Annotated in this window: 20 protein-coding genes, 1 tRNA gene and 1 pseudogene; 16 read left to right on the top strand and 6 right to left on the bottom strand. The window is 59.6% G+C overall.

Annotated features, from left to right (window positions below; genetic code table 11):
* The first annotated feature begins 30 nt into the window (after window positions 1-30).
* On the top strand, window positions 31-1,101 hold the full coding sequence (locus FBY02_RS16210; RefSeq protein WP_144929175.1) for an AI-2E family transporter: 1,071 nt from the start codon (window positions 31-33) through the stop codon (window positions 1,099-1,101).
* A 116-nt stretch (window positions 1,102-1,217) separates the two neighbouring features.
* On the opposite strand, the gene FBY02_RS16205 is transcribed toward FBY02_RS16210, so the two are convergent.
* Complete coding sequence (locus tag FBY02_RS16205; RefSeq protein WP_144929173.1) at window positions 1,218-1,691, bottom strand: peroxiredoxin; 474 nt, start codon at window positions 1,689-1,691, stop codon at window positions 1,218-1,220.
* A gap of 10 nt (window positions 1,692-1,701) precedes the next feature.
* Window positions 1,702-2,262 carry a glycine cleavage system protein R gene (locus FBY02_RS16200; RefSeq protein ID WP_041020812.1) on the bottom strand — a complete coding sequence of 187 codons (561 nt, stop codon included), beginning with the start codon at window positions 2,260-2,262 and terminating at the stop codon, window positions 1,702-1,704.
* Between the two features lie 313 nt (window positions 2,263-2,575).
* Between FBY02_RS16200 and dapA the strand changes: the two genes are divergently transcribed.
* The 7 genes from dapA to FBY02_RS16165 all read left to right on the top strand — a co-directional run bounded on the left by dapA (window position 2,576) and on the right by FBY02_RS16165 (window position 7,101).
* The gene (gene dapA, locus FBY02_RS16195; protein ID WP_144929171.1) at window positions 2,576-3,454 is read left to right on the top strand and encodes a 4-hydroxy-tetrahydrodipicolinate synthase; all 879 of its coding nucleotides are present in this window, start codon (window positions 2,576-2,578) and stop codon (window positions 3,452-3,454) included.
* A gap of 17 nt (window positions 3,455-3,471) precedes the next feature.
* Window positions 3,472-4,587 (top strand): outer membrane protein assembly factor BamC, encoded by a 1,116-nt coding sequence (gene bamC, locus FBY02_RS16190; protein WP_144929169.1) that lies wholly within the window; start codon window positions 3,472-3,474, stop codon window positions 4,585-4,587.
* A 4-nt stretch (window positions 4,588-4,591) separates the two neighbouring features.
* Complete coding sequence (locus tag FBY02_RS16185) at window positions 4,592-5,350, top strand: MBL fold metallo-hydrolase (RefSeq protein ID WP_144929167.1); 759 nt, start codon at window positions 4,592-4,594, stop codon at window positions 5,348-5,350.
* A 28-nt stretch (window positions 5,351-5,378) separates the two neighbouring features.
* Window positions 5,379-6,092 (top strand): phosphoribosylaminoimidazolesuccinocarboxamide synthase, encoded by a 714-nt coding sequence (gene purC, locus FBY02_RS16180; RefSeq protein ID WP_016963914.1) that lies wholly within the window; start codon window positions 5,379-5,381, stop codon window positions 6,090-6,092.
* 83 nt (window positions 6,093-6,175) lie between these two features.
* Window positions 6,176-6,265 (top strand) — tRNA-Ser (locus FBY02_RS16175).
* A gap of 231 nt (window positions 6,266-6,496) precedes the next feature.
* A complete protein-coding gene (locus tag FBY02_RS16170) occupies window positions 6,497-6,790 on the top strand; it encodes a type II toxin-antitoxin system RelE/ParE family toxin (RefSeq protein ID WP_144929165.1) in 294 nt (97 codons plus the stop codon).
* Window positions 6,791-6,792: 2 nt separating this feature from the next.
* Window positions 6,793-7,101 (top strand): addiction module antidote protein, encoded by a 309-nt coding sequence (locus tag FBY02_RS16165; RefSeq protein WP_144929163.1) that lies wholly within the window; start codon window positions 6,793-6,795, stop codon window positions 7,099-7,101.
* 93 nt (window positions 7,102-7,194) lie between these two features.
* Here FBY02_RS16165 and FBY02_RS16160 read toward each other — a convergent pair whose 3' ends face one another.
* From FBY02_RS16160 to FBY02_RS16145, 4 genes are all read right to left on the bottom strand, one after another.
* Window positions 7,195-7,455 (bottom strand): hypothetical protein, encoded by a 261-nt coding sequence (locus FBY02_RS16160; protein ID WP_144929161.1) that lies wholly within the window; start codon window positions 7,453-7,455, stop codon window positions 7,195-7,197.
* Between the two features lie 263 nt (window positions 7,456-7,718).
* Window positions 7,719-7,985, bottom strand: coding sequence for a short-chain dehydrogenase (locus FBY02_RS16155; protein WP_144929305.1), 267 nt, complete (start codon window positions 7,983-7,985; stop codon window positions 7,719-7,721).
* 364 nt (window positions 7,986-8,349) lie between these two features.
* Window positions 8,350-11,280 carry a DUF4132 domain-containing protein gene (locus tag FBY02_RS16150; RefSeq protein WP_144929159.1) on the bottom strand — a complete coding sequence of 977 codons (2,931 nt, stop codon included), beginning with the start codon at window positions 11,278-11,280 and terminating at the stop codon, window positions 8,350-8,352.
* 30 nt (window positions 11,281-11,310) lie between these two features.
* Window positions 11,311-11,751 carry a hypothetical protein gene (locus FBY02_RS16145; RefSeq protein ID WP_144929157.1) on the bottom strand — a complete coding sequence of 147 codons (441 nt, stop codon included), beginning with the start codon at window positions 11,749-11,751 and terminating at the stop codon, window positions 11,311-11,313.
* 297 nt (window positions 11,752-12,048) lie between these two features.
* On the opposite strand from FBY02_RS16145, the gene FBY02_RS28420 reads away from it, so the two are divergent.
* From FBY02_RS28420 to FBY02_RS28790, 8 genes and pseudogenes are all read left to right on the top strand, one after another.
* Window positions 12,049-14,538, top strand: a complete 2,490-nt coding sequence (locus FBY02_RS28420; protein ID WP_256662529.1) for a hypothetical protein — start codon at window positions 12,049-12,051, stop codon at window positions 14,536-14,538.
* Between the two features lie 71 nt (window positions 14,539-14,609).
* Window positions 14,610-15,530, top strand: coding sequence for an Ig-like domain-containing protein (locus FBY02_RS16135; RefSeq protein WP_144929155.1), 921 nt, complete (start codon window positions 14,610-14,612; stop codon window positions 15,528-15,530).
* 27 nt (window positions 15,531-15,557) lie between these two features.
* Complete coding sequence (locus FBY02_RS16130; RefSeq protein ID WP_144929153.1) at window positions 15,558-17,651, top strand: hypothetical protein; 2,094 nt, start codon at window positions 15,558-15,560, stop codon at window positions 17,649-17,651.
* A 14-nt stretch (window positions 17,652-17,665) separates the two neighbouring features.
* Complete coding sequence (locus tag FBY02_RS16125) at window positions 17,666-19,309, top strand: hypothetical protein (RefSeq protein WP_144929151.1); 1,644 nt, start codon at window positions 17,666-17,668, stop codon at window positions 19,307-19,309.
* A gap of 17 nt (window positions 19,310-19,326) precedes the next feature.
* Window positions 19,327-20,952 (top strand): hypothetical protein, encoded by a 1,626-nt coding sequence (locus FBY02_RS16120; protein WP_144929149.1) that lies wholly within the window; start codon window positions 19,327-19,329, stop codon window positions 20,950-20,952.
* Between the two features lie 85 nt (window positions 20,953-21,037).
* The gene (locus FBY02_RS16115) at window positions 21,038-22,660 is read left to right on the top strand and encodes a hypothetical protein (RefSeq protein WP_144929147.1); all 1,623 of its coding nucleotides are present in this window, start codon (window positions 21,038-21,040) and stop codon (window positions 22,658-22,660) included.
* Window positions 22,661-22,733: 73 nt separating this feature from the next.
* Window positions 22,734-23,555: pseudogene (locus FBY02_RS28795) on the top strand (MCP four helix bundle domain-containing protein); the annotation flags it as partial.
* A 69-nt stretch (window positions 23,556-23,624) separates the two neighbouring features.
* Window positions 23,625-24,413 carry a methyl-accepting chemotaxis protein gene (locus FBY02_RS28790; protein ID WP_371921424.1) on the top strand — a complete coding sequence of 263 codons (789 nt, stop codon included), beginning with the start codon at window positions 23,625-23,627 and terminating at the stop codon, window positions 24,411-24,413.
* The last annotated feature ends 5 nt before the right edge of the window (window positions 24,414-24,418 follow it).

Below are 24,418 nucleotides of genomic sequence, written 5' to 3'. Positions count from 1 at the left end.
ATAACCGATGATGTTGCTTAAGGATTTTTAATGTTCAAAGTGCTACGCGACTGGATTCAGCGCTACTTCTCCGACGAGGAAGCGGTGGTGCTGGCAGTGCTGCTATTCCTGGGGTTCACCGCTGTCCTTACCTTGGGTGGCATGCTGGCACCGGTGCTGGCGGGGATGGTGCTGGCGTACCTGATGCAAGGACTGGTGACGACGCTGGAGCGCCTGCGGTTGCCCGGCACCGTGGCGGTGGGCCTGGTGTTTGCCCTGTTCATGGGGCTGTTGGTGGTGTTCGTCGTATTGATCGTGCCACTGCTCTGGCATCAGTTGGTGACATTGTTCAACGAATTGCCAGGCATGCTCGCCAAATGGCAGTCCCTGCTGTTGCTGCTGCCCGAGCGTTATCCGCATCTGGTATCGGACGAGCAGGTGCTCCAGACCATCGAAGTGGTGCGCGGCCAGATCGGCAAGTTCGGTCAGTGGGCTCTGACATTTTCATTGTCCAGCCTGCCGCTGTTGGTGAACATCATGATTTACCTGGTGCTGGTGCCGATCCTGGTGTTTTTCTTTCTCAAGGACCGGGAAATGATCGGCCGCTGGGTTCGTGGTTACCTGCCCCGTGAGCGGGCGCTGATCACCCGGGTGGCCCAGGAGATGAATCGCCAGATCGCCAACTACATTCGCGGAAAGGTCATCGAGGTGTTCATCTGCGGTGGCGTGACCTACATCGGCTTCGTGGCCCTCGGGCTCAACTACGCCGCGTTGCTGGCGCTGCTGGTGGGAGTATCGGTGGTGGTGCCTTACGTCGGCACGGTGGTGGTGACCGTCCCGGTCGCGTTGATTGCGCTGTTCCAGTGGGGTTGGAGCGACCAGTTCATCTACCTGATGGCAGTCTACGGAATCATCCAGACGCTGGACGGCAATGTGCTGGTGCCATTGTTGTTCTCCGAAGCGGTGAACCTGCACCCGGTGGCGATCATTTGCGCGGTGCTGTTGTTTGGTGGGTTGTGGGGATTCTGGGGGGTGTTCTTTGCGATTCCCCTGGCGACGCTGTTCAAGGCGGTGCTGGATGCGTGGCCGAGCAAGGAGCCGGTGGTGGCGCCGTTGCTCTAGCTGACTTATCAGGTGAGGCTGATGGCCCCATTGCGAGCAGGCTCGCTCCCACATGGATTGTGTAGGACCCTGGAGCGAGCCTGCTCGCGATGGGGCCCGACAGGCAATAAAAAGCCTCAGGCCTTATCGAGCGCCTGCGCCGCCGCCAGTACGGCATCCACATGCCCGGGCACTTTCACCCCGCGCCATTCCTGGCGCAGCACGCCGTTCTTGTCGATCAGGAACGTGCTGCGATCCACGCCCAGGTATTCCTTGCCATAAAGCTTTTTCAGCTTGATCACATCGAACAACTGGCAGATGGCTTCGTCCTTGTCGCTGATCAGCTCGAACGGAAATTCCTGCTTGCACTTGAAGTTCTCGTGGGACTTGAGGCTGTCCCGGGAGACGCCGAACACTTCGGTGTTGGCTGCCTTGAACTGTGCGTACTGGTCACGAAAGCCTTGGCCTTCGGTGGTGCAACCCGGGGTGCTGTCCTTCGGGTAGAAGTAGATCACCACCTGCTGGCCTTTCAGGGCGGCGAGGTTGATGGTCTGCCCGCTGGTGGCGGGCGCCTGGAAATCGGTAACCGGCTGGTCGATGGCAACGGCCATGGGCGCTTCCTTACATTGGGTTTTGTGGGCGCCACGGTTCGATCAGCGCGTCCAGGTTCATCGCGTCGGCGAAGTCCAGGAACTGATCGCGCAGCCAACTGATCTGGGTGCCGGCCGGCAGGGTCACGGTAAACGTGGCGTTGAGCATGGTGCCGCCGGTCTGCGGCGCCTGGTAGGTGTCGCAGGTGAGGTTCTCCAGCTCGACATGGTGGTCCATGAAGAACTGGCACAGCTCGTTGATGATGTCCGGCCGGTAGGCCGAGCTCACATAGGCCACGTATGGCAGGGCCTGCGGACGGTTTTCCAGCGCGGCGCTGCGCACCACGTTGACGGTGAAGGTGTGCTTCTTGGCCAGTACCGGCAGGCTGCCTTCCAGGCGGGCCAGGGCATCCCAGCTGCCGGAAACCTCAAGCACGAGCGCACTGCATTCGCCGTGGCGGGTCAAGCGTGAGGTCACGACGGCGCAGCGGTTTTCATGGCTGGCGCGGCACAGGACGTTGGTCAGCTCCATGGGGTTGGCGCCGAGGGCACTGATGACAAGGAATTGTTCGCGGACTGTGGGGGTGGACATGCAGCATTCCTAAAGCGATGAGCGGTCGATACCTGAGCTTCCCTGCGGGCGCCGGCCTGTGAAAACGAAGACTCAAGCCCTGCGTCTGGGATTGCGCGGCATTCCGCAACAGCGGGGAATACGCCAGAACAAACGCAGGATCGGGGCTTGTGGCGACGAAAACGGAGGCTGGGAACCGGCCTGTGAGCGTGTCGGTACCGATCAAAGTCTGAAGGGTAGCGAAAACCATCGCCAAGGGGAATGGGAGTTCGCTTGTACAAGCATCTTGGCGCCAGTACCATTACGGCTCTCTTTTTCCGGCAGGAGCGGTTTCATGATTGCGGGCAGTATGGTGGCACTGGTCACACCCATGGATGCACAAGGGCGTCTTGACTGGGCCAGCCTCAGCAAACTCGTGGACTTCCACCTTGAAAACGGCACCCATGCCATCGTTGCCGTCGGCACCACCGGCGAGTCGGCGACCCTCGATGTCAACGAGCACATCGAAGTCATCTGTGCCGTGGTCAAGCAGGTCAACGGTCGCATTCCCGTAATCGCCGGTACTGGCGCCAATTCGACCCGCGAAGCCGTCGAGCTGACCCGCAACGCCAAGGAAGCCGGTGCCGACGCCTGCCTGCTCGTCGTTCCATACTACAACCGGCCGACCCAGGAAGGCCTGTACCAGCACTTCAAGCACATTGCCGAAGCGGTCGACATCCCGCAGATCCTCTATAACGTCCCTGGCCGCACCTCCTGCGACATGCAGGCCGAGACCGTGATCCGCCTGTCTACCGTCCCGAACATCATCGGCATCAAGGAAGCCACCGGCGACCTGAAGCGTGCCAAGGCCATCCTCGATGGCGTGGACAAGGACTTCATCGTGCTGTCCGGTGACGATCCGACTGCGGTTGAGCTGATCCTGATGGGCGGCAAGGGCAACATCTCCGTCACCGCCAACGTCGCGCCGCGGGAAATGGCCGACCTGTGCGAGGCCGCGCTCAAGGGCGACGCCGAGACCGCACGGGCCATCAACGAAAAACTGATGCCGCTGCACAAGGACCTGTTCATCGAGGCCAACCCGATCCCGGTGAAGTGGGCGCTGGTGGAAATGGGCCTGATGCACGAAGGCATCCGCCTGCCACTCACCTGGCTGAGCAACGCCTGTCACGAACCGCTGCGGCAGGCCATGCGCCAGTCCGGCGTCCTGGTTTAATTGAGGAAGTACACCGCATGAAGCGAATTGCCGGACTTTCCGCACTTGCCTTGATTATCTCCAGCACCAGTGGCTGTGGGTGGATCTGGGGGCCGGAAGGTTATTTCCGCGATCGTGGTAGCGATTACCTGAACGCGCAACAGACTGCACCGATGCAACTGCCGCCGGATGTCCATGTCGCCAAGCGCCTGGATCCGCTGCTGCCGATCCCGCGTAACGTGGCCGACGACACCGTCAAAGGCGAATACGAGGTTCCTCGTCCACAGCCGCTGTCGGCCATCGCCGATGCCAGCGACTACACCCTGCAGAAGAGCGGTGATTCACGTTGGGTCATGGCCCAGCACCCTCCGGCCGAAGTCTGGCCCGTGGCGATCCAGTTCTTTCAGGACAACGGTTTCCGCATTGATGAACAGCGCCCGCAGACTGGCGAGTTCACCACCACCTGGCAACACGCCGATGAGTTGTCCGCCGCCATGGGCAAGCGCCTGAGTGCCGCCGGCGTCGCCAGCGACAGCGAGTCCCGCGTGCGGGTGCGTATCGAGCCGGGCGTGCAGCGCAACACCAGTGAAGTCTATGTGGTCAGCGCCGAGCGACCTGCCGGCAGCACCGCCGACGTGGCCTTCACCAACCGTTCGGTCAATACCGGTCTCGACGCTGCGCTGGTGGACGACATGCTTGCGAGCATGACCCGTTCCGCCGAGCAGGGCGGTTCGGTTTCGATGCTGGCTTCCCGTGATTTCGACACGCCGAATCGTGTCAGCCTGACCGAAGACGGCAGCGGCAACCCGGTGCTCAACGTCGGCTCCGACCTGGACCGTGCGTGGTCGAGTGTTGGCCGCGCGCTGGAGCAGGGCGAATGGCGGGTTGAAGACATCAACCGCAGCTTGGGCCTGTACTACATCAACCTCGCCGAAAAAGCCGAGAAGAAAGACGAGAAGCCCGGCTTCTTCAGTGGTCTGTTTGGCGGCAAGCCGAACAAGGAAGAAATCGAGGCTCGCGCCGAGCGCTATCAGGTTCGCCTGAGCAAGGTGGGCGACAACGTCCAGGTGACCGTCGAGAAAAACATCAACACCGTGGCGCCGGCCGAAGTGGCCCGCAAGGTGTTGGGTATGATTCAGGACAACCTGGGCTGATCCGATGCGTTTTGCCGTTCTCGGCAGCGGTAGCCAGGGGAACGGCACGCTGGTAGCCAGCGCCGGTACGTATGTGCTGGTCGACTGCGGCTTCTCCCTGCGGGAAACCGAGAAACGCCTGCTGCGCCTGGGTGTGCATCCGGCGCAACTGAACGCGATACTCGTGACCCACGAACATGCCGACCACGTGCATGGCGTGGGTTTGCTGTCCCGGCGCTACAATCTGCCGGTCTACCTCAGCCGCGGAACGCTGGAGGGCTTGCGCAAACCCATCGAGCCAGCCGGTTTCGTGGCCGGTGGCGAGCAATTGCGCATTGGCGCCCTGGACATCGACGTGGTCAGCGTGGCCCACGATGCCCGGGAACCGACGCAGTATGTGTTCAGCGATGGCGAGCGGCGTTTCGGTTTGTTGACCGACCTGGGATCGTATTGCGACAGGGTCATGGACAGTTATCGGGACCTCGATGCTTTGATGATCGAGTCCAACCATTGCCGTAACATGCTGGCAAGTGGGTACTACCCGTACTTCCTCAAGCAGCGGGTGGGCGGGGAACATGGACATTTGAACAACCACCAGGCGGCGTACCTGGTGGCCGAGTTGGGCTGGCAAGGCCTGCAACACCTGGTCCTGGCCCATCTGAGCAGCAAGAACAACCTGCCGCAGCTGGCCCGGCAATGTTTTGTCGACACCCTCGGGTGCGACCCGGACTGGCTGCAACTGGCCGATCAAGATTCAGGGCTCGACTGGCGACATATCGCCTAGCCCATCTACTTAGCAAGCGGAGCCCATCATGGAAAAACGTGAAGAACTCTACCGCGGCAAAGCCAAATCGGTTTACAAGACCGACGACGCCGACCGCTTGATCCTGCTGTTTCGCAACGACACCTCGGCGTTCGACGGCAAGCGCATCGAACAACTGGACCGCAAGGGCATGGTGAACAACAAGTTCAACGCCTTCATCATGCAGAAACTCGAAGCCGCCGGCGTGCCGACCCAGTTCGACAAGCTGCTGGGCGACAACGAGTGCCTGGTCAAGAAACTGGACATGATCCCGGTGGAATGCGTCGTGCGTAACTACGCCGCCGGCAGCCTGGTCAAGCGCCTGGGTGTGGAAGAGGGCATGAAGCTCAACCCTTACACCTTCGAACTGTTCCTGAAGGACGACGCCAAGGGCGACCCGTTCATCAACGAATCCCACGTCGTGGCATTCGGTTGGGGCACCGCCGAGCAACTGGCGCGTATGAAAGAGCTGTCCCTCAAGGTCAACGAAGTGCTGAGCAAGCTGTTCGACGACGCCGGCCTGCTGCTGGTGGACTTCAAGCTTGAGTTCGGCGTGTTCAGCGATGGCTCCATCGTCCTGGGCGACGAATTCAGCCCGGATGGTTGCCGCCTCTGGGACAAGGCCACCAAGAAAAAGATGGACAAGGACCGCTTCCGCCAGGGCCTCGGTGACGTCATCGAAGCCTACGAAGAAGTTGCCCAACGTCTGGGTGTGCCGCTGTAATCGACGCAAGCATCTGATAGCACGGAAAAAAATTCGCTCGGGGGTTCGCTTCCGGCGAATGTGCTGGTATGATGCGCGCCACTGGAGAGATGCCGGAGTGGCCGAACGGGACGGATTCGAAATCCGTTGTACTGGCGACAGTACCTAGGGTTCAAATCCCTATCTCTCCGCCACTATACGTAAAGCCCCGTAGACTCAGGTCACGGGGCTTTTTTGTGGAAGAAATTCTACATAGAGATTCTACGTAAAATAACTGTCGTTACAGGCACTCTTTGCGCTTCTACTGTGTCAGCAGCCAGCTGCGCCAGTTCTACATCAGGTCCCTCCACCCCGGATTGAGAATACGGAGGGATGATCAGCATCATCATCTTGACTTTCAGTATCCAACTGGATACGGTTCGCCCATGAATTATCTCATCCAGCAAACACAGATGTTTACTGCCTGGCATTCATCGGTTCGTGATCTGCGAGCGAAAATCGCTATCGCCCGCCGCATTGATCGCGCCGCATCAGGTAACTTGGGCGATGTGAAACCTGTGGGTGATGGTGTTTCAGAGTTGCGTGTGGATGTAGGCGCTGGCTACCGGGTCTATTTCACCATGCGCGGTGGAGTAGTCATCGTGCTACTGGCCGGGGGCGATAAGTCCTCACAAAGTGCTGATATCCGGCGAGCGAAGAAATTGGCAAAGGAGATTTGAGCATGAGCCAACATCTGACGACATTCGACATGGCGGCACTACTCGATAGCGACGAAGCGATCAGTGAATACCTTTCTCAGGTGTTGGCTGATGGTGATAGCGAGGAGTTTCTCCGAGCGATCGGCTATGTAGCCAAGGCCCGAGGCATGGCGCAGATCGCTAAAGACTCCGGCATGGGACGAGAAAGCTTATACAAGGCATTCGCCCCCGGATCAAAACCGAGATTCGATACCGTACTCAAGGTCATTCATGCGCTAGGCATTGATCTTCATGCGCAGCCTGGGCATGCGGCTAGTCATTCACCTGTCTGAAGAGTGGATCAGACAGCGGAGACTGGGAGCAGGCCACGATGTGAGTTCATCTGTAATCAGCCTGCTTCTAATCGTGGTCTGTCCCCCAACACTCTAGCCTTCTTGAAGCTCGCGGCGACGATTGTTGTCTGCCTGATTGCGAATTGCTTGAATTCGCTGCAACAGGCCGCGAGGGATGGGCTGGATACCTTCAGGATTTTCATTGATATCCCTATCAAGCAGATCAATGAACTCGATACCTGCTTGAATGCCCGCCTTTCTTTCGGTAAACGAGACGACATTGCCTTTAAACATGACTTCTCTCCATCGCAAGTTTTCCTGCATTTTTAGCAAGGCATGGCCTGAACGCTTCATGGCGGGCTAACTTTATTGGGCATCTCCCTTATTCTTTAGTTTTAACCGGCAGTACGCCATAGGCGCTTTTTTTCGTGTTTGGTAAAGCAGATCCAGACACCCCTTGCGAACCGCCTTGCGCGGTTACGGCTTTCGCCGCTGGGAAGCGCTCTATCTCATCTGGTCAGTCGCTTAGAAGAAATAAACCTAGAGAGATTGAAAGGCACGTCAATCGATTCTTCCGCCCCGCCGCCGAAGTTGGGCCCGCAAAGGGCCCTATGACACTAAGCAGGCTCTGCATCCAATCGTCGGGCGACAACATCCAGCACATCGCAGCCGTCTCTCAATGGAATGCAGCATAACTGCGCAAAATCCTGAAGGATGACCGAGTCGCTGGGGATATCACCTCGCATCGCGAGGTTTTCTAAAAATTGGGTGACAGCGCGAATTCTATAACCTGCCGTATCCAACAAAACGTGCAAGGGAGCGGTCGTGTCGACGAACAGCGGTTGATCGTCGGCGTTACTGGTAAGAGCCATGTATCGATTCATTTCAAACTCCATTTGATTGAAGACCTTCTTATCGTCGCCAAACGAAAAAGGTGGTAGCCGTACGTGGGTTGGCGAACCGGGACAAATGGTAAAACCGGCAGATCCGAAGATCTCCCACGCACAGCCACCGAAGAGCAGCATATTGCGCACAGAGGCGTTCCGCAAATTAACGGAGGCTTCTGCACATTTGTCATCGGGTCGCCAAACCCAAATCGTCCTTAAAGACGACGCATGAACTATAGGGTTGTTCTACAGAAACCATCAATTGAATGATGTGTAAGAAGAGTCTTGGAGTTGTGTAGGTTGGGGATGTAAGAAAATTATTTGCGAGCATTCTTAGTACAGAATGCGATATCCCTGCCCATCAGCTCCCCCGCTGTATCTGCTCCAATATCTGGCTGTCAGTGATGTTCATGTCGTCTTGCAGCAAAAACATCTTGCTCAGCACTTCGGTCATTTTCCTGTCGGTGTCGGCGAACGGCAGGTAGAGCTCGGGGGCGCTGCCGCCAGCAGGCACGATGCACAGGTAGTTGCCGGGTTCGATATGGATGGCTGCGCTGCCCAGGTGAATGCGGTAGTTCGCACGCTGGCCGGTTATGTGTAGGAAATGCCCCTCACATTTGACGTTTTGCAGTCCCAGCCCCTGAATCAGCTCGCTGACCAGTTCGGCGCGTCGCTGCAGGGTTTCGTGACTGGTGCTGTAGCCGTCTGCGGCGTGGGCCACGGAGACCAGCAGGTCGGCATCACGCATGACTTCCGAAAACAGCAGTGGCGGTACCTGTTCAAGAGGCAGGGCTTTGCGGTCGCGGTAGAACGCAATCGTGTCGAAGGTGAAATGTTCTGTTTCTGACAGGTAGTGGCCGGTATCCAGAAAGTTGAAGGTGGCGTAAATGCCGTGTTCTTTGCTCTCGTAATAAATGTCTTCGACGCTTGAGGTCGACCAGTTGCGGACCTGCAGCAACCGGGCGGCTACTTTGCCTTTAAGGCGGTGGCCCGCAAATCGATTGGACCACAAGCGTGTATCTCGCTCGGCGGGTGTTAGCAGGTACAGCTCGCGAAAAGCCTGCTTGAACGGCTGTACACGGCGATGATTAACGACTTCTTTCTGCCAGGCCGACAGTTGTCCTGCCGCGAACAGATGGAAAGGGTGGGCAATGCGCAGGTTCTGTTCAATGGCATATTGACGGCCTTCAAGGTCGGTGACCGTCAGTGTTGTGCCGTCGAGCCAGCCCAACACCGTGTTGTCGGCTTGCACGATCAGTTGTTCCAGCAGTAGGCGAACCGCGGGCATTTTCAACAGGGTTTTCAAGACATCCAGAGCCAGGGCTTCGCCGCTGCTCATCATTGTTTCCAGGGTGCGGCAGAAGCGTGCGATCTGTTCCTGGAGTTGGGTCTGCTGGGCTTTGATGGCGATGAAGTCAGGTTTTTTGCGAATCGCCGAAGGTGCGGTCTTGAGCGTCTTTCCGGCTTTGCAGATACGTAACGTGGGCGACAAGCCGTCGATCATCAGCGTGACGTCATAACCGTCGACGGTGGCGGCTATCAGGGCGGATTCGGCGATTTCCGATTCCATGGCCCATTCCAGGCGAATCGCCGAGGGATAACCGGCGACACGCGCCAGGTTTTCCAGCCCCGCCTGAATCGCTGCGTGGGAGTTGGCCTGTCGTTGAGCGCCGTACTTGCGTACCTCCTTATGCAATTTCTTCAGCGTCAGGTAGCGCTGGCGTACGTCATCCGGATGCGTGATGGGGAAGACCCCATAGATGCGCATTGCCGACTGAGCGTGGCGGGTCAACTTCTTTTCCAGTGCGGGACGGCCGATGCCCTGATAGGCGTCGAGCAGCACGCGGGTTTCGGGAAACGCCCAGTGCGAGGGGGCGAGGGCGGCGAGGTAGTCGTGCAGGTGCTGCGGGTCGGCCTCGGACAGCGCTTTGTCCAGCAGATAGCGGTCCACCACACCCACGGTTTCATCCAGCGTATTGGGCAGGTCGCTGCCCCAGCCGGATTGAGGTGCGAGGGCGATGTTCAGGTATTCACGCTGGAAGGCTTGCAGATCACTCCAGCCGAGCGCGTTGAGGACCACTCGGCTGGCGTGTCCGGCGTAGGGCAGGGCGGTCAGCAGGGTATTTCTTGCAAAACCGGTCAGCGAGGCGAGCAGCTCCGACGATTGCTCCTTGGGCAATGCCTGGAGCGACAGGAAACGTTCGAGCACCGCGGCCGTATTGCCGAAGCTTTCATGAAAGGTGTCAGGTGTCATGCCCAGCCGTTCGATGACCGCCAGGGCCAGCAGCACCCAGCGGGTCTGATAGACCTCCACCGAACGGAAGGTGTCGGCCAGCTTCTCGGCATTATCGGGTAATCCGGCCAGGGCGTCCTCGACATAACGAACGGTGAAATTCGCCAGTTCGGGTGGCACGTCGGCCGACCCTTCAATCAGGGGATGTTCACTTTGAGGTTGTTCCGCCTTGAATCCCTCGTCCTCAGGGGCCCCGTCATCTGGGGCGTCCTCGTCGAACGTTTCACCAGCGTACCGATTCAGTTCCAGGTCATCGCTGTCGAGCCCCGTGTCGTCTGTATAGAACATCATGGCGCGCCCCCAGGTGTTGGCTGCCCGGACGAAGCGAGGGTAATCGAACTGGCCAGCTTCCATCAGGCCCAAAGCAATGCGCTCGATGTCCTTGTGTACGTAGGTATACGCGTCGGCGACTCTCCTTTGCTCTTCATCAGGCGGGGAAGGTGGCTGCACACGGTTCCAACTGCCGTCCAGCAACCATTCGGCGAACGTCTGCCAGGCCGGAGTGGGCGGGTAGTTGCTCAGGCGGTTGATGCAGTCCGACACATCGGGAAAGGCCCAGGCGTGTTCCGGACGTCTTTGGTAATAGGCAGGATCGTCGTCACCGGTGGGCAGTGGATAGTCGCTGTCCTCGAAAGCAAATTGCAGCATGTGTTGCAGCCGTGCACCGATCTGCTCCAGTGCGTAAGCATCGGGGTGAGCAGTGATCCACGCATCGCAGATGCGATATTGCAGGCCATAGCGCTGTTGGTCGCGACGGTCTTTCAAGTCGTCCCAGACGGTCGGGAACACAAAACCGTCGGCCAGTGCCCTGGCGCCTTCCTCTGGCTGCTGCCTGACCCAGTCGTTGGCAATGCGCAGGAAGTCGATGCCATCCCAGAAATCGAGCTCGCATTCGTCATGGCGACTGAGTTCGGGATAGGTATCCAATGCGCTGTCACAGAAGGCTCCCAGTGCAGCGAGGCGTATGGCTTGGTCGGGCACAGGACGACGTGATTGCATGAGGGGTTCCGAAGAAATGAACGACAGGAATCAACCGCCAACCAGCGGCATCAGACGGATAAACGCAATCGTGGAAGGAGGGCTCACATCGATGAGGTCATCCAGGTTCTGCAGCATGACGCCATTGTGCAGGACGCGGAATGCGAGGCTTTCAAAGCCCTTCAAGGCGCGCTCGATCTCGACGTCGAGGTCCAGTTGGGGGGATGCCTTGGCTTGCGGCATGACGATTGCGCCTTCACCGGCTTGCCGGCGGATGTCCCGCTCGCTCAGGTACTGGCGATCAAGCACCTCGCGCACGGCCGCCTGTTCCAGCCAGTGCTGGACCGACAGCGCGGCGATCTGTTCGGCAACGGTGAGGCGAATGAGCTCGGCGACCGTCAGGGTCGACGAAGTCGGTGTCAGGGTGACGGGGGGAAGCAGAGGCTCCTGACGTGCGCCTTTCAGGCAATAGCTATGAACCACCAATTCCATGAGGTACCTCTCGCAAGCCAGGCCAGCCGGGCAGCAGCTTAGCATCTTGCGGTCAGTGTGCCTAAAGTTGGAGTGGGTCCGTGGTGAGGGAGCGAACCCTAGCGCGGATCAACGTTATCCAGCGCCCGATTCGCCAACGATTTGCTCAACTCGATGACAGCCATGAGCCATTCAACCGACCATTTGTCCTGAATATCCCCACACCTGTTAGTTCTGACAGTAGCCAGTCTCCCCGGTCTGGAGTGTGATAACGGCGTCCCGAGAGGATAACGGCCTGCCACTCCCCAGGAGATCATGATGGATATCCAATCCAGCACATTGAACGATTTGTTCGAACTATACCCTGTGATCGTTCCGGGTTGGGTGTCTCCAATCAAACCGCCCGATCTCGCTCATGGCGGCATTCCGAAAAGTCTCTACGACGACCAACCCCGGGGCCTTGAATGCCTGATCGATCCGTGGAACGAGCTTCAGCGTCGTGGCTGGACAATGGCGGAAGGCGATCGTGTCGACTTGTATGTCAATGCCGATCCCACTCCGGTGGCTGGCGGCACCGTCAATCCGGGAGAGGAACAACTGCGCATGCGTTTGTATGTGCCCCAGGGACGGTTGCTCAATGGCGTCAACCGGCTGTACTACATAGCGACCCGCCCGAGTGGGGACTTCGATAACTCCAGGGATTTGAACGTGCTTTATCACCTGCGGGCTCCCGGTGAGCCGGCGCCCGATGGACTGGACCTGGTGATTCCTCCCGACGTCGTCAGCAATGGCGTCAACGCCGAGCGAGCGGCCCAAGGGGTGGCATTCGGTTTCAACTACAGCAACCGCCGTGACTACGACCGTATTCGTTTCCTGCTGGGCAATGCCACCGTTGAGTGGGAGATTGCCGACGCCTCGATACCGGAAGTGAACACCCTGTTCACCGACACATTCCAACAGGCGGGCGACAATCCCAACACGCTGGTGGAGTTCCTGGTGTTCGATCAATTGGGTAACTTCAGCCGGTCGTCGGTCAAGCGCCTGGACATTCATCTCGGCCTACCCGATCAGGACCTGCCAGCTCCCCTCGTGGAGGGGGTGGCTGAAGGCGGTACGTTGGATCCTTCGCTGATTACGCAAGTCTGGACCCGTGTCCCGGGGAATGCATTGCTGGTCGGCGATGGGATCGTGGTGACCTGGACGGATAAAAACGGTGTGGTCGCCCGGTATGATTCTGTAGAAAAACCCTACACAGCGAATGACCTGCCTAATAATTACCTGCGCTTCTTGATTCCATCGACTGACGTCCAGCGATTTATCAACACGGACGTGACCGTCACCTATACCCGCAATCGCAATGGAACCCTCACCGGGCCGTCCCTGCCGTTCAATATGCATGTTGGCGTACCGGTGGTCCTGGAGCCCTTCAAGATCATGGGTGCCCGTTTCAACCGCACAACCTACCGGGCTTCAGGATGCTCCAAGTTGTTGAGTGCCTTGCATGCCAATACCCAGCAGCCGCTGGCGGTTGAATGGAAGTATGCGGATGAGCCCACCTGGAGCGCGCCGGCTACCACTTGGCGCGACATCCAGCCGTCCAAGGTGTTGCAGGTCCGTTCGAGCAGTCAGGAAGCGATGCTGAACCCAGCGAATATCTTCGGCAATGGGGTCGATACCTTGACCGAGGGCGGCGCGGCTTTTGCTGCCCTGCTCGATCGGGGCGATGTGGTGAGTTGGGGAAACCCGGCGTTTGGTGGCGCGGCTCCGCTTTTGAACAATATCGTCGATGTGAGCTGTACCCAGAGCGCCTATGCGGCCGTTGACCGCTCGGGCACGGTGCGGGTCTGGGGCGATCCGACCGCAGGTGGTCGGATGGGAAGCGTATCGGCTGCAGGCTTTGCCGAGATCGTCGGCAATGGCAACGCCTTCGGCGGTCGCAAGACCAACGGCAGCGTCGTGGCCTGGGGGGCGAACCGGGACAACGATCTGGTGCCGGCACCGATCAATAGCTACCTCGATATCTCTAATGTCTATGCCACTTCCCAGGCTTTCGCGGTCCGTCGTCTGAACAATCCGGTCGCGGCCTGGGGGATTGCCGGTTACGGTGAAACGGCTCCTCCAGGGCTTAATGACGTGGTGGACATCATAGGCTCTTTCGCGGCCTTCGCAGCCCTGCGTACCGGCGGCAGAGTGGAGGCCTGGGGCAATCCCGCCTACGGCGGTAGCTTACCTGGCGGGCTGTCCGGAGTCGCCCAGCTTGCTTGCGCCAATGCCCAGGCGTTCTGTGTTCTGAATACCAACCAGCAGGTGGTGAGCTGGGGCTCGGTGGAATATGGCGGAGGCGGCGCGCCGCAGCCCAATAGCGGTGTTGTCGAAGTGGTCAGCACATGGCGGGCGTTTGCCGCGCGTCGTGGTGATGGTTCCGTAGACGCATGGGGACGACCCAACGAGGGGGGCGTCGCTCCGGCGGGGTTGACGGGGGTCGTACAGATCGCCGGCAGTTCCGAGGCGTTTGCGGCGTTGCGCAGTGACGGCACCGTCGTTGCCTGGGGTAATCCGGTGGTGGGTGGAACGATTCCCGGCGCCACGTCCCAACGACTGGTCAATGTTCAGGCCCTTTATGCCAATTCCCATGGCTTTGTCGCGTTGACGGCCAGTGGCGATGTGGTTGCCTGGGGACATGCGACTGGCGGTGGCAACAACGATTCGGTGTACGGACAGTTGCGGGGCAACGTGTCCTACTATCGCTCGCCACCGGCACCGAGGGTGCTGGCGGCGCAGGCCGAGCATGCGTCTGTAGGTTCGTAAACCGAATATTCCGTGCTTATCCGAGCAGGCGTCTCTGGGCGCCTGGCTTCCTGTCTTTGCGAGGTGTCACCATGTCCGATACCCCTGGCCAGCGTGTGGTAAACCTACCGCCTCCCTCCGTGGATGAAGCGCCCGACGGCGTCCTGGATCCTGTCGATATCCCACCGGACGGGGCTCGTGTCCGGATCAGGCGTGATGCCGCCGACGTCAACTGGCAGAGAGTGTTCGTGTTTGTCGGGCCCGACTATGAGAACGAGCTGCCGGTCGGAACGAACATCAAGGACGTGGTGTTCTACGTCGACGCTGAATATTTCGTTGCCGACGTCGAGGGGGTCGTGCCCATCCGTTATGAGGTGTTGATGCTCGATGGCAGCACGCAGCCCTCGGATGAGTTGCCGCTGCAAATCGCGGTGGGGTTCGGGGACGCGGCGGAACTCGATCTCAGCGAGCATCACTATGTCGCCGTCGCCGACAAAGCCCCATTGACGGTACCGGCCTATGCCCGGATGACACGGGAAGCAACCTGGGGCAGCCCGCCTTATCGCTATGCCAGCAGCGACGACTATGTGGCCGATGTCGATCCCCAGACAGGTGAAGTGACCGCCAGGGGCAATGGCCAATGCACGATCACGGCCACCGACAGCCTGAATCAACCGCGTGCCTATTCGCTGACGATCTCGGGTATCCGGCAACTGTATTACTTGAGTTCTGGTGCTGACTGGCAGGGGATGGTCCGGGTCTGCGCCAGCGCCAGCCTGGACCCGGTCACCCTGGTGGACATCAAGCGACTGTGGTCCTTGTATTCCGCCGGTAACGGCCCCGTGGCGCAGTACCTGGGCTGGCTGAATTATCCATTCTGGACCGGCGACACATTGGGCGCCGGTACTGCCTGGGCCTATGACCTGAATGGCGGGGATGTCAACGCCAATGCCACGGCATTGACCACCGATACCTTCCTGCCCGTTCTGGGCGCTTCGCGCGGTACGTCTTGAAGACTCGCCTCAGAGGAGTTTTTTGCCATGAACGATATCCATGCCGACGCCAGGCAAGGCGCTTTGCTGCCGCCCCCTTCTGTGATGGGGATGGAGCAGAACGCTGTGCTCGATCCCGAGTCGGTTCCGCAGGGCGCCCAGGTGACTGTACCCCGGGATGGCCTGATCGAAGGCGACATTGTGTGGCTTACCTGGGCAGATACGGCGGGGGGGGTGACGGCATACACCGATGAGAAGCCTTATTCGCGTAACGATATAGGCAAACCTTTGTTTTTCATCGTGCCCCAGGCGCAGGTCCGGCGGTTTCTGGAACTGGCCGTGACCCTGACTTACGAAGTGGAACACCTCGCCGGAGGCGATAATGAGCACTCCGAGGACTTCGGCTTGCGAATCGCCAAACTGCCGTTGCCGATGCCCATCATCGTTCAGGCCAAGGGCGATCAGTTGAATCCGGAGGATCTGTCCAGCGGTGCGACGCTGCGGATCGCTCCCGAAGCCTGGTTGAAATCCGCTGATGTGGTTCAGGTAACCCTGGCGGGAGCGGCGGGCACGGGCAGCACTGTATTAACGCATTCAGTGTTGCCGAGCGAGGCGGGAGGCGCACTGTACATCGATATTCCCTACACGGTGATCAGTGCCAACGAAGGCCGCTCCATCGTGCTGACCTATACCGTCAACGGAGGCGAGCCGGGCCCCGAGGCCCGGTACGAGGTCAAGCGCGATATCGGCTCCGGTGAGATACGGGTCATGGGGGCACGTTATAACCGTGGCCTGTATCGATGTTCGGGATGTTCGCGGCGGTTGAGTGCGTTCCAGACGTCGACCGGACGGCCCGTCCTGGTGCAGTGGCAATACGAGGGCGACGATGGTTGGGTGGCCGGCACGACTTTTCAGGACCGCGACTCTTCCAGGCCCTTGCATGTACGTTCCACCGATTATCAGGTCACTTTGAACCCGGGAAATATCTTCGGTAGTGGCCTCGATGGCGTGCTCACCGGCGATGCGGCCTTTATTGCCCGTCGGGACATCGGCGATCTGGTGGGCTGGGGCAATGACGCCGAGGGTGCGAAGATCCCGGCGACCATTATCAGCATGGATGATATCGCCGAGGTGAGTGCCACGATGGGCGCTTACGCCGCGCGCCGTGTCAATGGCAATGTAGTGACCTGGGGGATGACGACCCATGGGGCGACTATGGGCGGTGTGCCGAGAACCGGATTCACCCAGGTAGTGGGTAATGGCGCAGCCTTTGCCGGCATAAGAGACGGCGGGCAGTTGGCGGCCTGGGGCGATGCGGCCAGCGGTGGTCTGCTGCCAGAGCCTGTCGAGGAATGCAGCGATATCGTCAAGGTGTGTGGCGGCTCGTTGGCTTTTGCGGCCCTGCGCAGCACGGGGCAAGTGCTGGCCTGGGGAGCCGTGGCCAATGGCGGCGAGCTGGGCGAAGACATCGGGCAACTGGACGACGTCGAAGAGGTGATCGGAAATTATGCGGCGTTCGCTGCCTTGCGTGGCAATCATCGGCTGGTTGCCTGGGGTGGCGCTGAGCAAGGCGGAACGCTACCGCAAGAAATTGCCTATCGCGATGATGTCATTGAACTCAGTTGCGCCACTGCACAAGCCTTCGTCGCTCGGTGTGCCAGCGGACATGTCATCGCCTGGGGGGCCGCGACACACGGTGGCGTGCTGCCGGAGCTGATTCAGGATCTGGACGATATCGTCGAAGTGACCTCCAATTGGCAGTCTTTTGTCGCACGTCGGAAAAATGGTCATGTGGTGGCCTGGGGAACCGTGGAGACCGGAGGAGAGGTCAGCGATGAGATTGCCCGGATGAATGACATCGTCCAGGTCACAGGATCCTCCAAAGCTTTCGCCGCTCTACGTAACGATGGCAGCGTCGTGGCTTGGGGGGACGTCACCGTCGGTGGGGATGTGGGACCGGTGGCCGGAGTGCTGATCAATGTCCGGGCAATCTATGGCAACTCCCATGGGTTTACTGCCTTGACCGCCGATGGCCGAATGGTGACGTGGGGGCATGCCGCGGGTGGCGGTGACAGTGAAGCCGTTCAGTCCTTGCTCCAGGGTCGGGTTTCCTACTATCGGTCCAGGTCGGAATCCGTGTGACAGGAGGTCCGATCATGAACGCTTGCTTGCGCTTTGGAATAGTCCGTCGGGTGGTCAAGCCCCTGCTGTTGTTATTGCTACTGCAGTGCTCGATGGTCCAGGCCGTAACCGGGCCGGAAGTCGCTCAGTTGCTCAATACCCGCTATAGCAGCACCCCGCAGGCGTGCCCCGGCAACCATGCGGCCTATTTCTGCAGCGGAGTGCTGGTCAGTGGCCTGATGGGTGGATTGCCGATCAGGTTCTGGGAGCATACCGACAACGCCATTGCCCTGGGTGCCCGCAGTTTTTCCTACCTGCGCCGCGACCAGGGCATTCGCAGCCTGACGCAGGACGGCGGCATGGTGTTCAGCGATCCGTTCACGGCCATCAGCCAGGGAAAATCGCTGGATGTGTTGTGTGCCTATCCGCTGATGACTTCGATTCACGGCAATTATGGATGTGGAACTGGAGGCTCTCTGGACGACCCCGGTTCTTGCGCGGCGTTGGGCGTGAGCGATGCGGCGGGCTGGTTGACGCACTTCCAGCAGCAAGGCCAGCAACCGGCTTTGCAATGCTCGCTGAGCAGCCGGATCGCGACGCAGTTTCGTGCCAGCCTGTTGGCCCATGAGCAATTGGGCGGCAGTTGGGTGACCCAGCCCAATCAGGTGCAGATCCGCAACTGGGATGCCCAGGCTCCGGCACAGGTACCTGTGCAGGCGTTGTTCTACGACACGACCCGGCCTGGTGGATTGCGCGTGGCCCAGCATAACCAGCGCGACTATCACGCGGCTACAGGCCAATGGCTGCCGATTCTGCGACTGGACCTGGCGGGCGTCGATGGCGCCGTGTTCGGCTTCAATTTGCAGGATCAGTTGTATCTCGGTTATGAAGTCGCCCGGCGACTCAGCGCCCGTTACTTCGATACGGCGATCACGTGTGCGGATGGCCGGCCCTCATTCTATTGCAATGGCGTCCTATTGAGAGGAACCGATGCCACCGCGCTTTATCACTCATGGAACCCCAGCCATTACTCCATCGCCAACGGTGGTGTTTCCACCACGTTCTTACGCGCGGATTCCCGGGTGCCACGGCCTGTCTGGCCCCAAGGTTTTCTCTTCAAGGAAGTCGCCGCTCCGGCGATCCATCCTACGACCTTGCGTTGTGGTTATCCGTACGATGGCCACACAGGGCTGATGCCTGATCCCTGCGCGGGTTATGGCCGCTGTGCCGACTTGGGGGTCAACAGCCTAGAAACCTGGATGCAGCTATATCAAACGCGACCCTACGAATCCTGCAGTTTTGCCCCCACGGCCGATGGCCTTCAATTGCTGATGGAGGTGCGCAAGACAGCCACGATGCCACCTTACGATTGGAACGAATTCATCTTGTTGACCTGGCCGCAGGATATTCCCGAGCAGTTACCGATCGATGCGGTTTTTTACAGCCACGAGGCCTATTACCCCAATGATAGTTTGGCCGGTGCGCGGTATCTCCAGGATGACTATTTCAAGATGACGGGGCGCTTCTGGCCCATTGTGCAATTGGACCTGAGGGCAACGGATGACCTGGTATTCAGTTTTACACCGGATGACCAGTGCCTGGCTGACAGTTGTCCACCTCCCCCACAAGCTGCGGGAGTCCAGAGTATGGAGTCCTGGTTTCGCGAGCACGGACAATGACTACACGGACGGCCGCGATGCAAACGCCTTCATTCTGGCCTGGCAAGATCCTGACTCTGATAGCGTTCCTGTTTGTATTGACGGCCCAGGCCGTCACGGGACCGGAAGTCGCTCAACTGCTCAATACCCGCTATAGCAGCACCCCGCAGGCGTGCCCCGGCAACCAGGCCGCGTATTTCTGTAGCGGCGTGCTGGTCAGTGGCCTGATGAGTGGATTGCCGATCCGGTTCTGGGAACATACGGACAGCGCCATCGCCCTGGGCGCCCGCAGTTTCTCCTATCTTCGCAGCGACCAGGGCATCCGTAGCCTGACCCAGGACAGCGGCATGGTCTTCAGTGATCCGTTCACGGCCATCAGCCAGGGCAAATCGGTGGACGTGCTCTGCGCCTATCCGCTGGTGGCGTCGATTCAAGGCAATTATGGATGCGGAACCGGAGGTACGGCGGATGATCCGGGGTCCTGCGCGGCATTGGGCGTGAGTGATGCGGCGGGCTGGTTGACGCACTTCCAGCAGCAAGGCCAGCAACCGGCTTTGCAATGCTCGCTGAGCAGCCGGATCGCGGCGCAGTTTCGTGCCAGCCTGTTGGCCCATGAGCAATTGGGCGGCAGTTGGGTGACCCAGCCCAACCAGTTGCAGATCCGTAACTGGAACGCCGAGGTGCCGGGGCAGGTGCCCGTGCAAGCATTGTTCTACGACACATCCCGGTCCGGCGGACTGCGGGTGGCCCAACGCAACCAGCGCGACTATCACGCGGCTACGGGTCAATGGCTGCCGATTCTGCGATTGGATCTGGCGGGCGCCGACGGGACCGTGTTCGGTTTCAATTTGCAGGATCAGTTGTATGTCGGTTACGAAGTGGCCCAGCGGTTGAATGCGCGTTATTTCGATACGGCAACTGTCTGTCCGGGGAATAGAGCTTCGTTTTATTGCAATGGAGTGGTATTGAGAGGGACTGATGCAACCGAGGCCTACCGATCCTGGAATCCCAGTCCCATCTCCCAGGGCAACAATGGGGTATCCACAACCTTTATCAGGGTCGATTCACAAGTCCTGAAACCGGTCTGGCGTCAGGGATTTATCTTCAAGGAATGGTCGGCCCCCGCCGCTTATCCATTGACCATGGGCTGCGCTTACCCTGTCGATGCCGGAACCTCCAACCTGGCGGAGGCGTGTTCATCCCATGGCGTCTGTCTGCAAATGGGTATCGACAATGTAGATATCTGGATGGCCCGTTATGCCGGCAATCCCTACGTATCCTGCAGTTTTTCAACGACCCCGGAGCAGATCCAGCTGACGCTCGACATTCGTGTACGTCTGGGAGACTGGGATTGGAACGAATTCATGGTCAGGACCTGGCCGCAAGACATTCCCGAGCAATTACCGATCGATGCCGTGTTCTATGGCGAGGCGCTTTTTCCTGGCGACGGTCCCGTGGGTTCTCGTTACCTGCAGGATGATTATTTCAAGGCAACGGGGCGATTCTTACCCATCGTCGAATTGCGCCTGGACGCACCGGATGGCCAGGTATTCAGGTTCACTCCCGAAGATCAATGCCTGGAGAGCAGTTGCCCGGCACCTCGGGTAGCGGTCATGGGTAGACAGCGCTTTGGTCCGAAACTGGAACGGTATCTAGACCCATAACAACGTCGCTTCATTCAGTCGCGATCCCACCTGTCCCTGTTCAGGGCTTTGCATGACTTTATGAATCCCGTGCCAAGGAGGTTTCATGAAACGGCGTCTTCTGTTTGGCAAGTTCCTGTATCTGGTCTTGATCCTGTTGGGAGTAACGGCCCACGCAGCAACCGGACCGGAAGTCGCTCAGTTGCTCAATACCCGCTATAGCAACACCCCTCAGGCGTGCCCCGGCAACCAGGCCGCGTATTTCTGTAGCGGCGTGCTGGTCAGTGGCCTGATGAGTGGATTGCCGATCCGGTTCTGGGAACATACGGACAGCGCCATCGCCCTGGGCGCCCGCAGTTTCTCCTATCTTCGCAGCGACCAGGGCATCCGTAGCCTGACCCAGGACAGCGGCATGGTCTTCAGTGATCCGTTCACGGCCATCAGCCAGGGCAAATCGGTGGACGTGCTCTGCGCCTATCCGCTGGTGGCGTCGATTCAAGGCAATTATGGATGCGGAACCGGAGGTACGGCGGATGATCCGGGGTCCTGCGCGGCATTGGGCGTGATTGATGCGGCGGGCTGGTTGACGCACTTCCAGCAACAAGGCCAGCAACCGGCTTTGCAATGCTCGCTGAGCAGCCGGATCGCAGCGCAGTTTCGTGCCAGCCTGTTGGCCCATGAGCAATTGGGCGGCAGTTGGGTGACCCAGCCCAACCAGTTGCAGGTCCGTAACTGGAACGCCGAGGTGCCGGGGCAGGTGCCCGTGCAAGCGTTGTTCTACGACACATCCCGGTCCGGCGGACTGCGGGTGGCCCAACGCAACCAGCGCGACTATCACGCGGCTACGGGTCAATGGCTGCCGATTCTGCGATTGGATCTGGCGGGCGCCGAGGGGATCGTGTTCGGTTTCAATTTGCAGGATCAGTTGTATGTCGGTTACGAAGTGGCCCAGCGGTTGAATGCGCGTTATTTCGATACGGCCACCACCTGTCCGGATGGGCGCGCGCCGTTTTATTGCAATGGGGTGGTATTGAGAGGGACTGAGTCGACCTCCGCCTTTCAATCATGGAACCCTAGTCCCCGGTCGGAAGATATCAATGGTGTTTCCGCCAGTTATGTCCGTGCCGATGCCGCGATGTCGTTGCCGGCCTGGCCTCAAGGTTTATTGTTCAAGGCGCTGGACGCGCCGACGTCTAATCCACTGACGGTGCGCTGCCTCTATCCATTCGATGGTTACACGGGCGCGCTGACCGAGGCCTGTACCGGGCGCATGGAATGCACGACCCTGGAAGTCGACAGCGTGGAAAGCTGGCTGTACTGGTATTCCACGACGCCCTATAACTCCTGCAGTTTCGCCCCTTCGGTGCATATGGTTCAGGTGCTGCTCGACCTTCGCAATACATATGCCCATCCGCCTTACCATTGGAACGAGTTCGTCCTGACGCCTTGGCCCCAGCGTATTCCCGAGCGCCTGCCGATCGATGCCTTGTTCTATGGGGTGGCATACAACCCGGGGGATGGGCGCGCGGGAGCCCGTTATATCCAGGATGACTATTTCAAGACAACGGGGCGTTTCTGGCCGATCGTGCACCTGCGACTGGACGCCACCGACGGTCAGGTATTTACCTATGTACCTGATGACCAGTGCCTGGATGACAGTTGTCCCCCACCGGTGTCGCTCATGAGCGCCGAATCCACGAAGGCCTGGTTCGAGGAGCATGGGCAGTAGACGCTTGCGTTTAATCCGCAACGGGCATGTCACTTCTTTGTGACAATTGGACTAATGGTCTATAGCTCAAAGCATGGCTGCCGATAGGCAAATCAAACCCCGTAAAGGAGTAGTACCCATGCTGCGGTTTTTTGCCGACCTGGGCTTTCGCTGGAAAATCACCCTGCCCATCGCTTTCCTGGCGTTGCTGTTGGTGTTGATGGGCTGGACGGGCGTGCGTGGTATCGATCAGGTGACTGACTCCAGTACGGAATTGACCAGGCGTTATCTGCCGGCCATCAGCCTGCTGCTCAATGCTGACCGCGATCTCTACCAGGCATTCGTGGCCGAACGCAGCCTGCTGGTCGGCAATGCGGGCGATCATGTGCAAGCACTGCGCGCCAGCCATGCCGAGAATATGAAGCAGGCCTATGATCGCGTGCACAAGTACGCGGCGATGCAGCCGGGGGCCGAGGCGCTGGCGCTGGTCAAACAGTTCGATGACAGTTTTGCCCAATGGGCACAGCTGTCGCGGCAAGTGGTCGAGCAGGCCGCGACCAATCCTCAAGCGGCCAGCGCCCTGAGTTTCGGCGACGGCGAAAAGCGGTTCGACACCATGCGCGATGCCATCGACAAGCTGGGCGAGCTGGAAGACCAGGCGTCGCTTAACGAGGGGCAGGCGGCGATCGACCATGGCGAAGCGGTGGGGCGGCAACAGGGCGGTATTTTGCTGATCGGCCTGCTCGGGTGCATCCTGCTGGTTTTTGTCCTGCCGATGGTGGTGTTGCATCCGATGCGTCGGTTGCTTCACCGTGTCGAGCAGATTGCCGAGGGCGGCGGTGATTTGAAGGGGCGCCTCGAGGTGCGTTCGGCTGACGAGTTGGGGCAGCTAGGCAGTGCTTTCAACCGTTTCCTCGACAAGCTCCAGCCCTTGATTGCCGAGGTAGGCCGGGTGACCGGCGAGGTTGATGCCGCGGCCCGCACCATGGCCAGTATGGCCGCGACCAATGATCAACTGATCAGCAGCGAACATGCGGCGCTGGATCAGGTCAGTACCGCCGCCACCCAGATGAGCGCGGCGGTGCATGAGGTGGCGCACAGCGCCGTGAACGCCTCGGACGCCGCCAAACAAGCCAGCAGCCAGTCCCGCGACGGCGCCGAAGTGGTCAGCAGCACTGTTGAATCGATCCGCCAACTGGCTCAGGAGGTGGAAAGCGCCTCGGGTACCATCGGCGCATTGGCCCAGGAAACATCCAGCATCGGCGCCGTCCTCGAGGTGATTCGAGGCATTGCCGAACAGACCAACCTGCTGGCACTGAACGCTGCCATCGAGGCCGCGCGAGCTGGCGAGCAGGGGCGCGGTTTTGCCGTCGTGGCCGACGAGGTCCGGGCCCTGGCGGCACGTACCCAGGATTCGACCAAGGACATCCAGGTGCGTATCGAGCGGTTGCAGAGCGGGGTGGCCAAGGCGGTGCAGGCCATGCAGGCCGGCAGCGACAAGGCCCGCGACAGTGTCGAGCGCGCCGCGGGCGTCGATCAGGTGCTCAGCGGCACCAGTGGCTCGATACAACGGATCAACGACATGGCCGCGCAGATTGCCAACGCCTGTGAAGAGCAGAGCAGCGTCACTGAGGAGATTGCCCGCAACATCTCCGACATCCGTGACCTTTCCAACGAAGCGGCAGAAAATTCCGCCCAGAGCATGCAGGCCAGCCGGCAACTGTCCACGCTGTCGAAGAGCCTGGCGGAACTCACCGGCCGCTTCCGCACCTGAGTCAG

The sequence above is a fragment of the Pseudomonas sp. SJZ078 genome (assembly GCF_007828255.1).
Classification (GTDB): domain Bacteria; phylum Pseudomonadota; class Gammaproteobacteria; order Pseudomonadales; family Pseudomonadaceae; genus Aquipseudomonas.
This window is presented reverse-complemented; position numbering and strand designations above follow the sequence as displayed.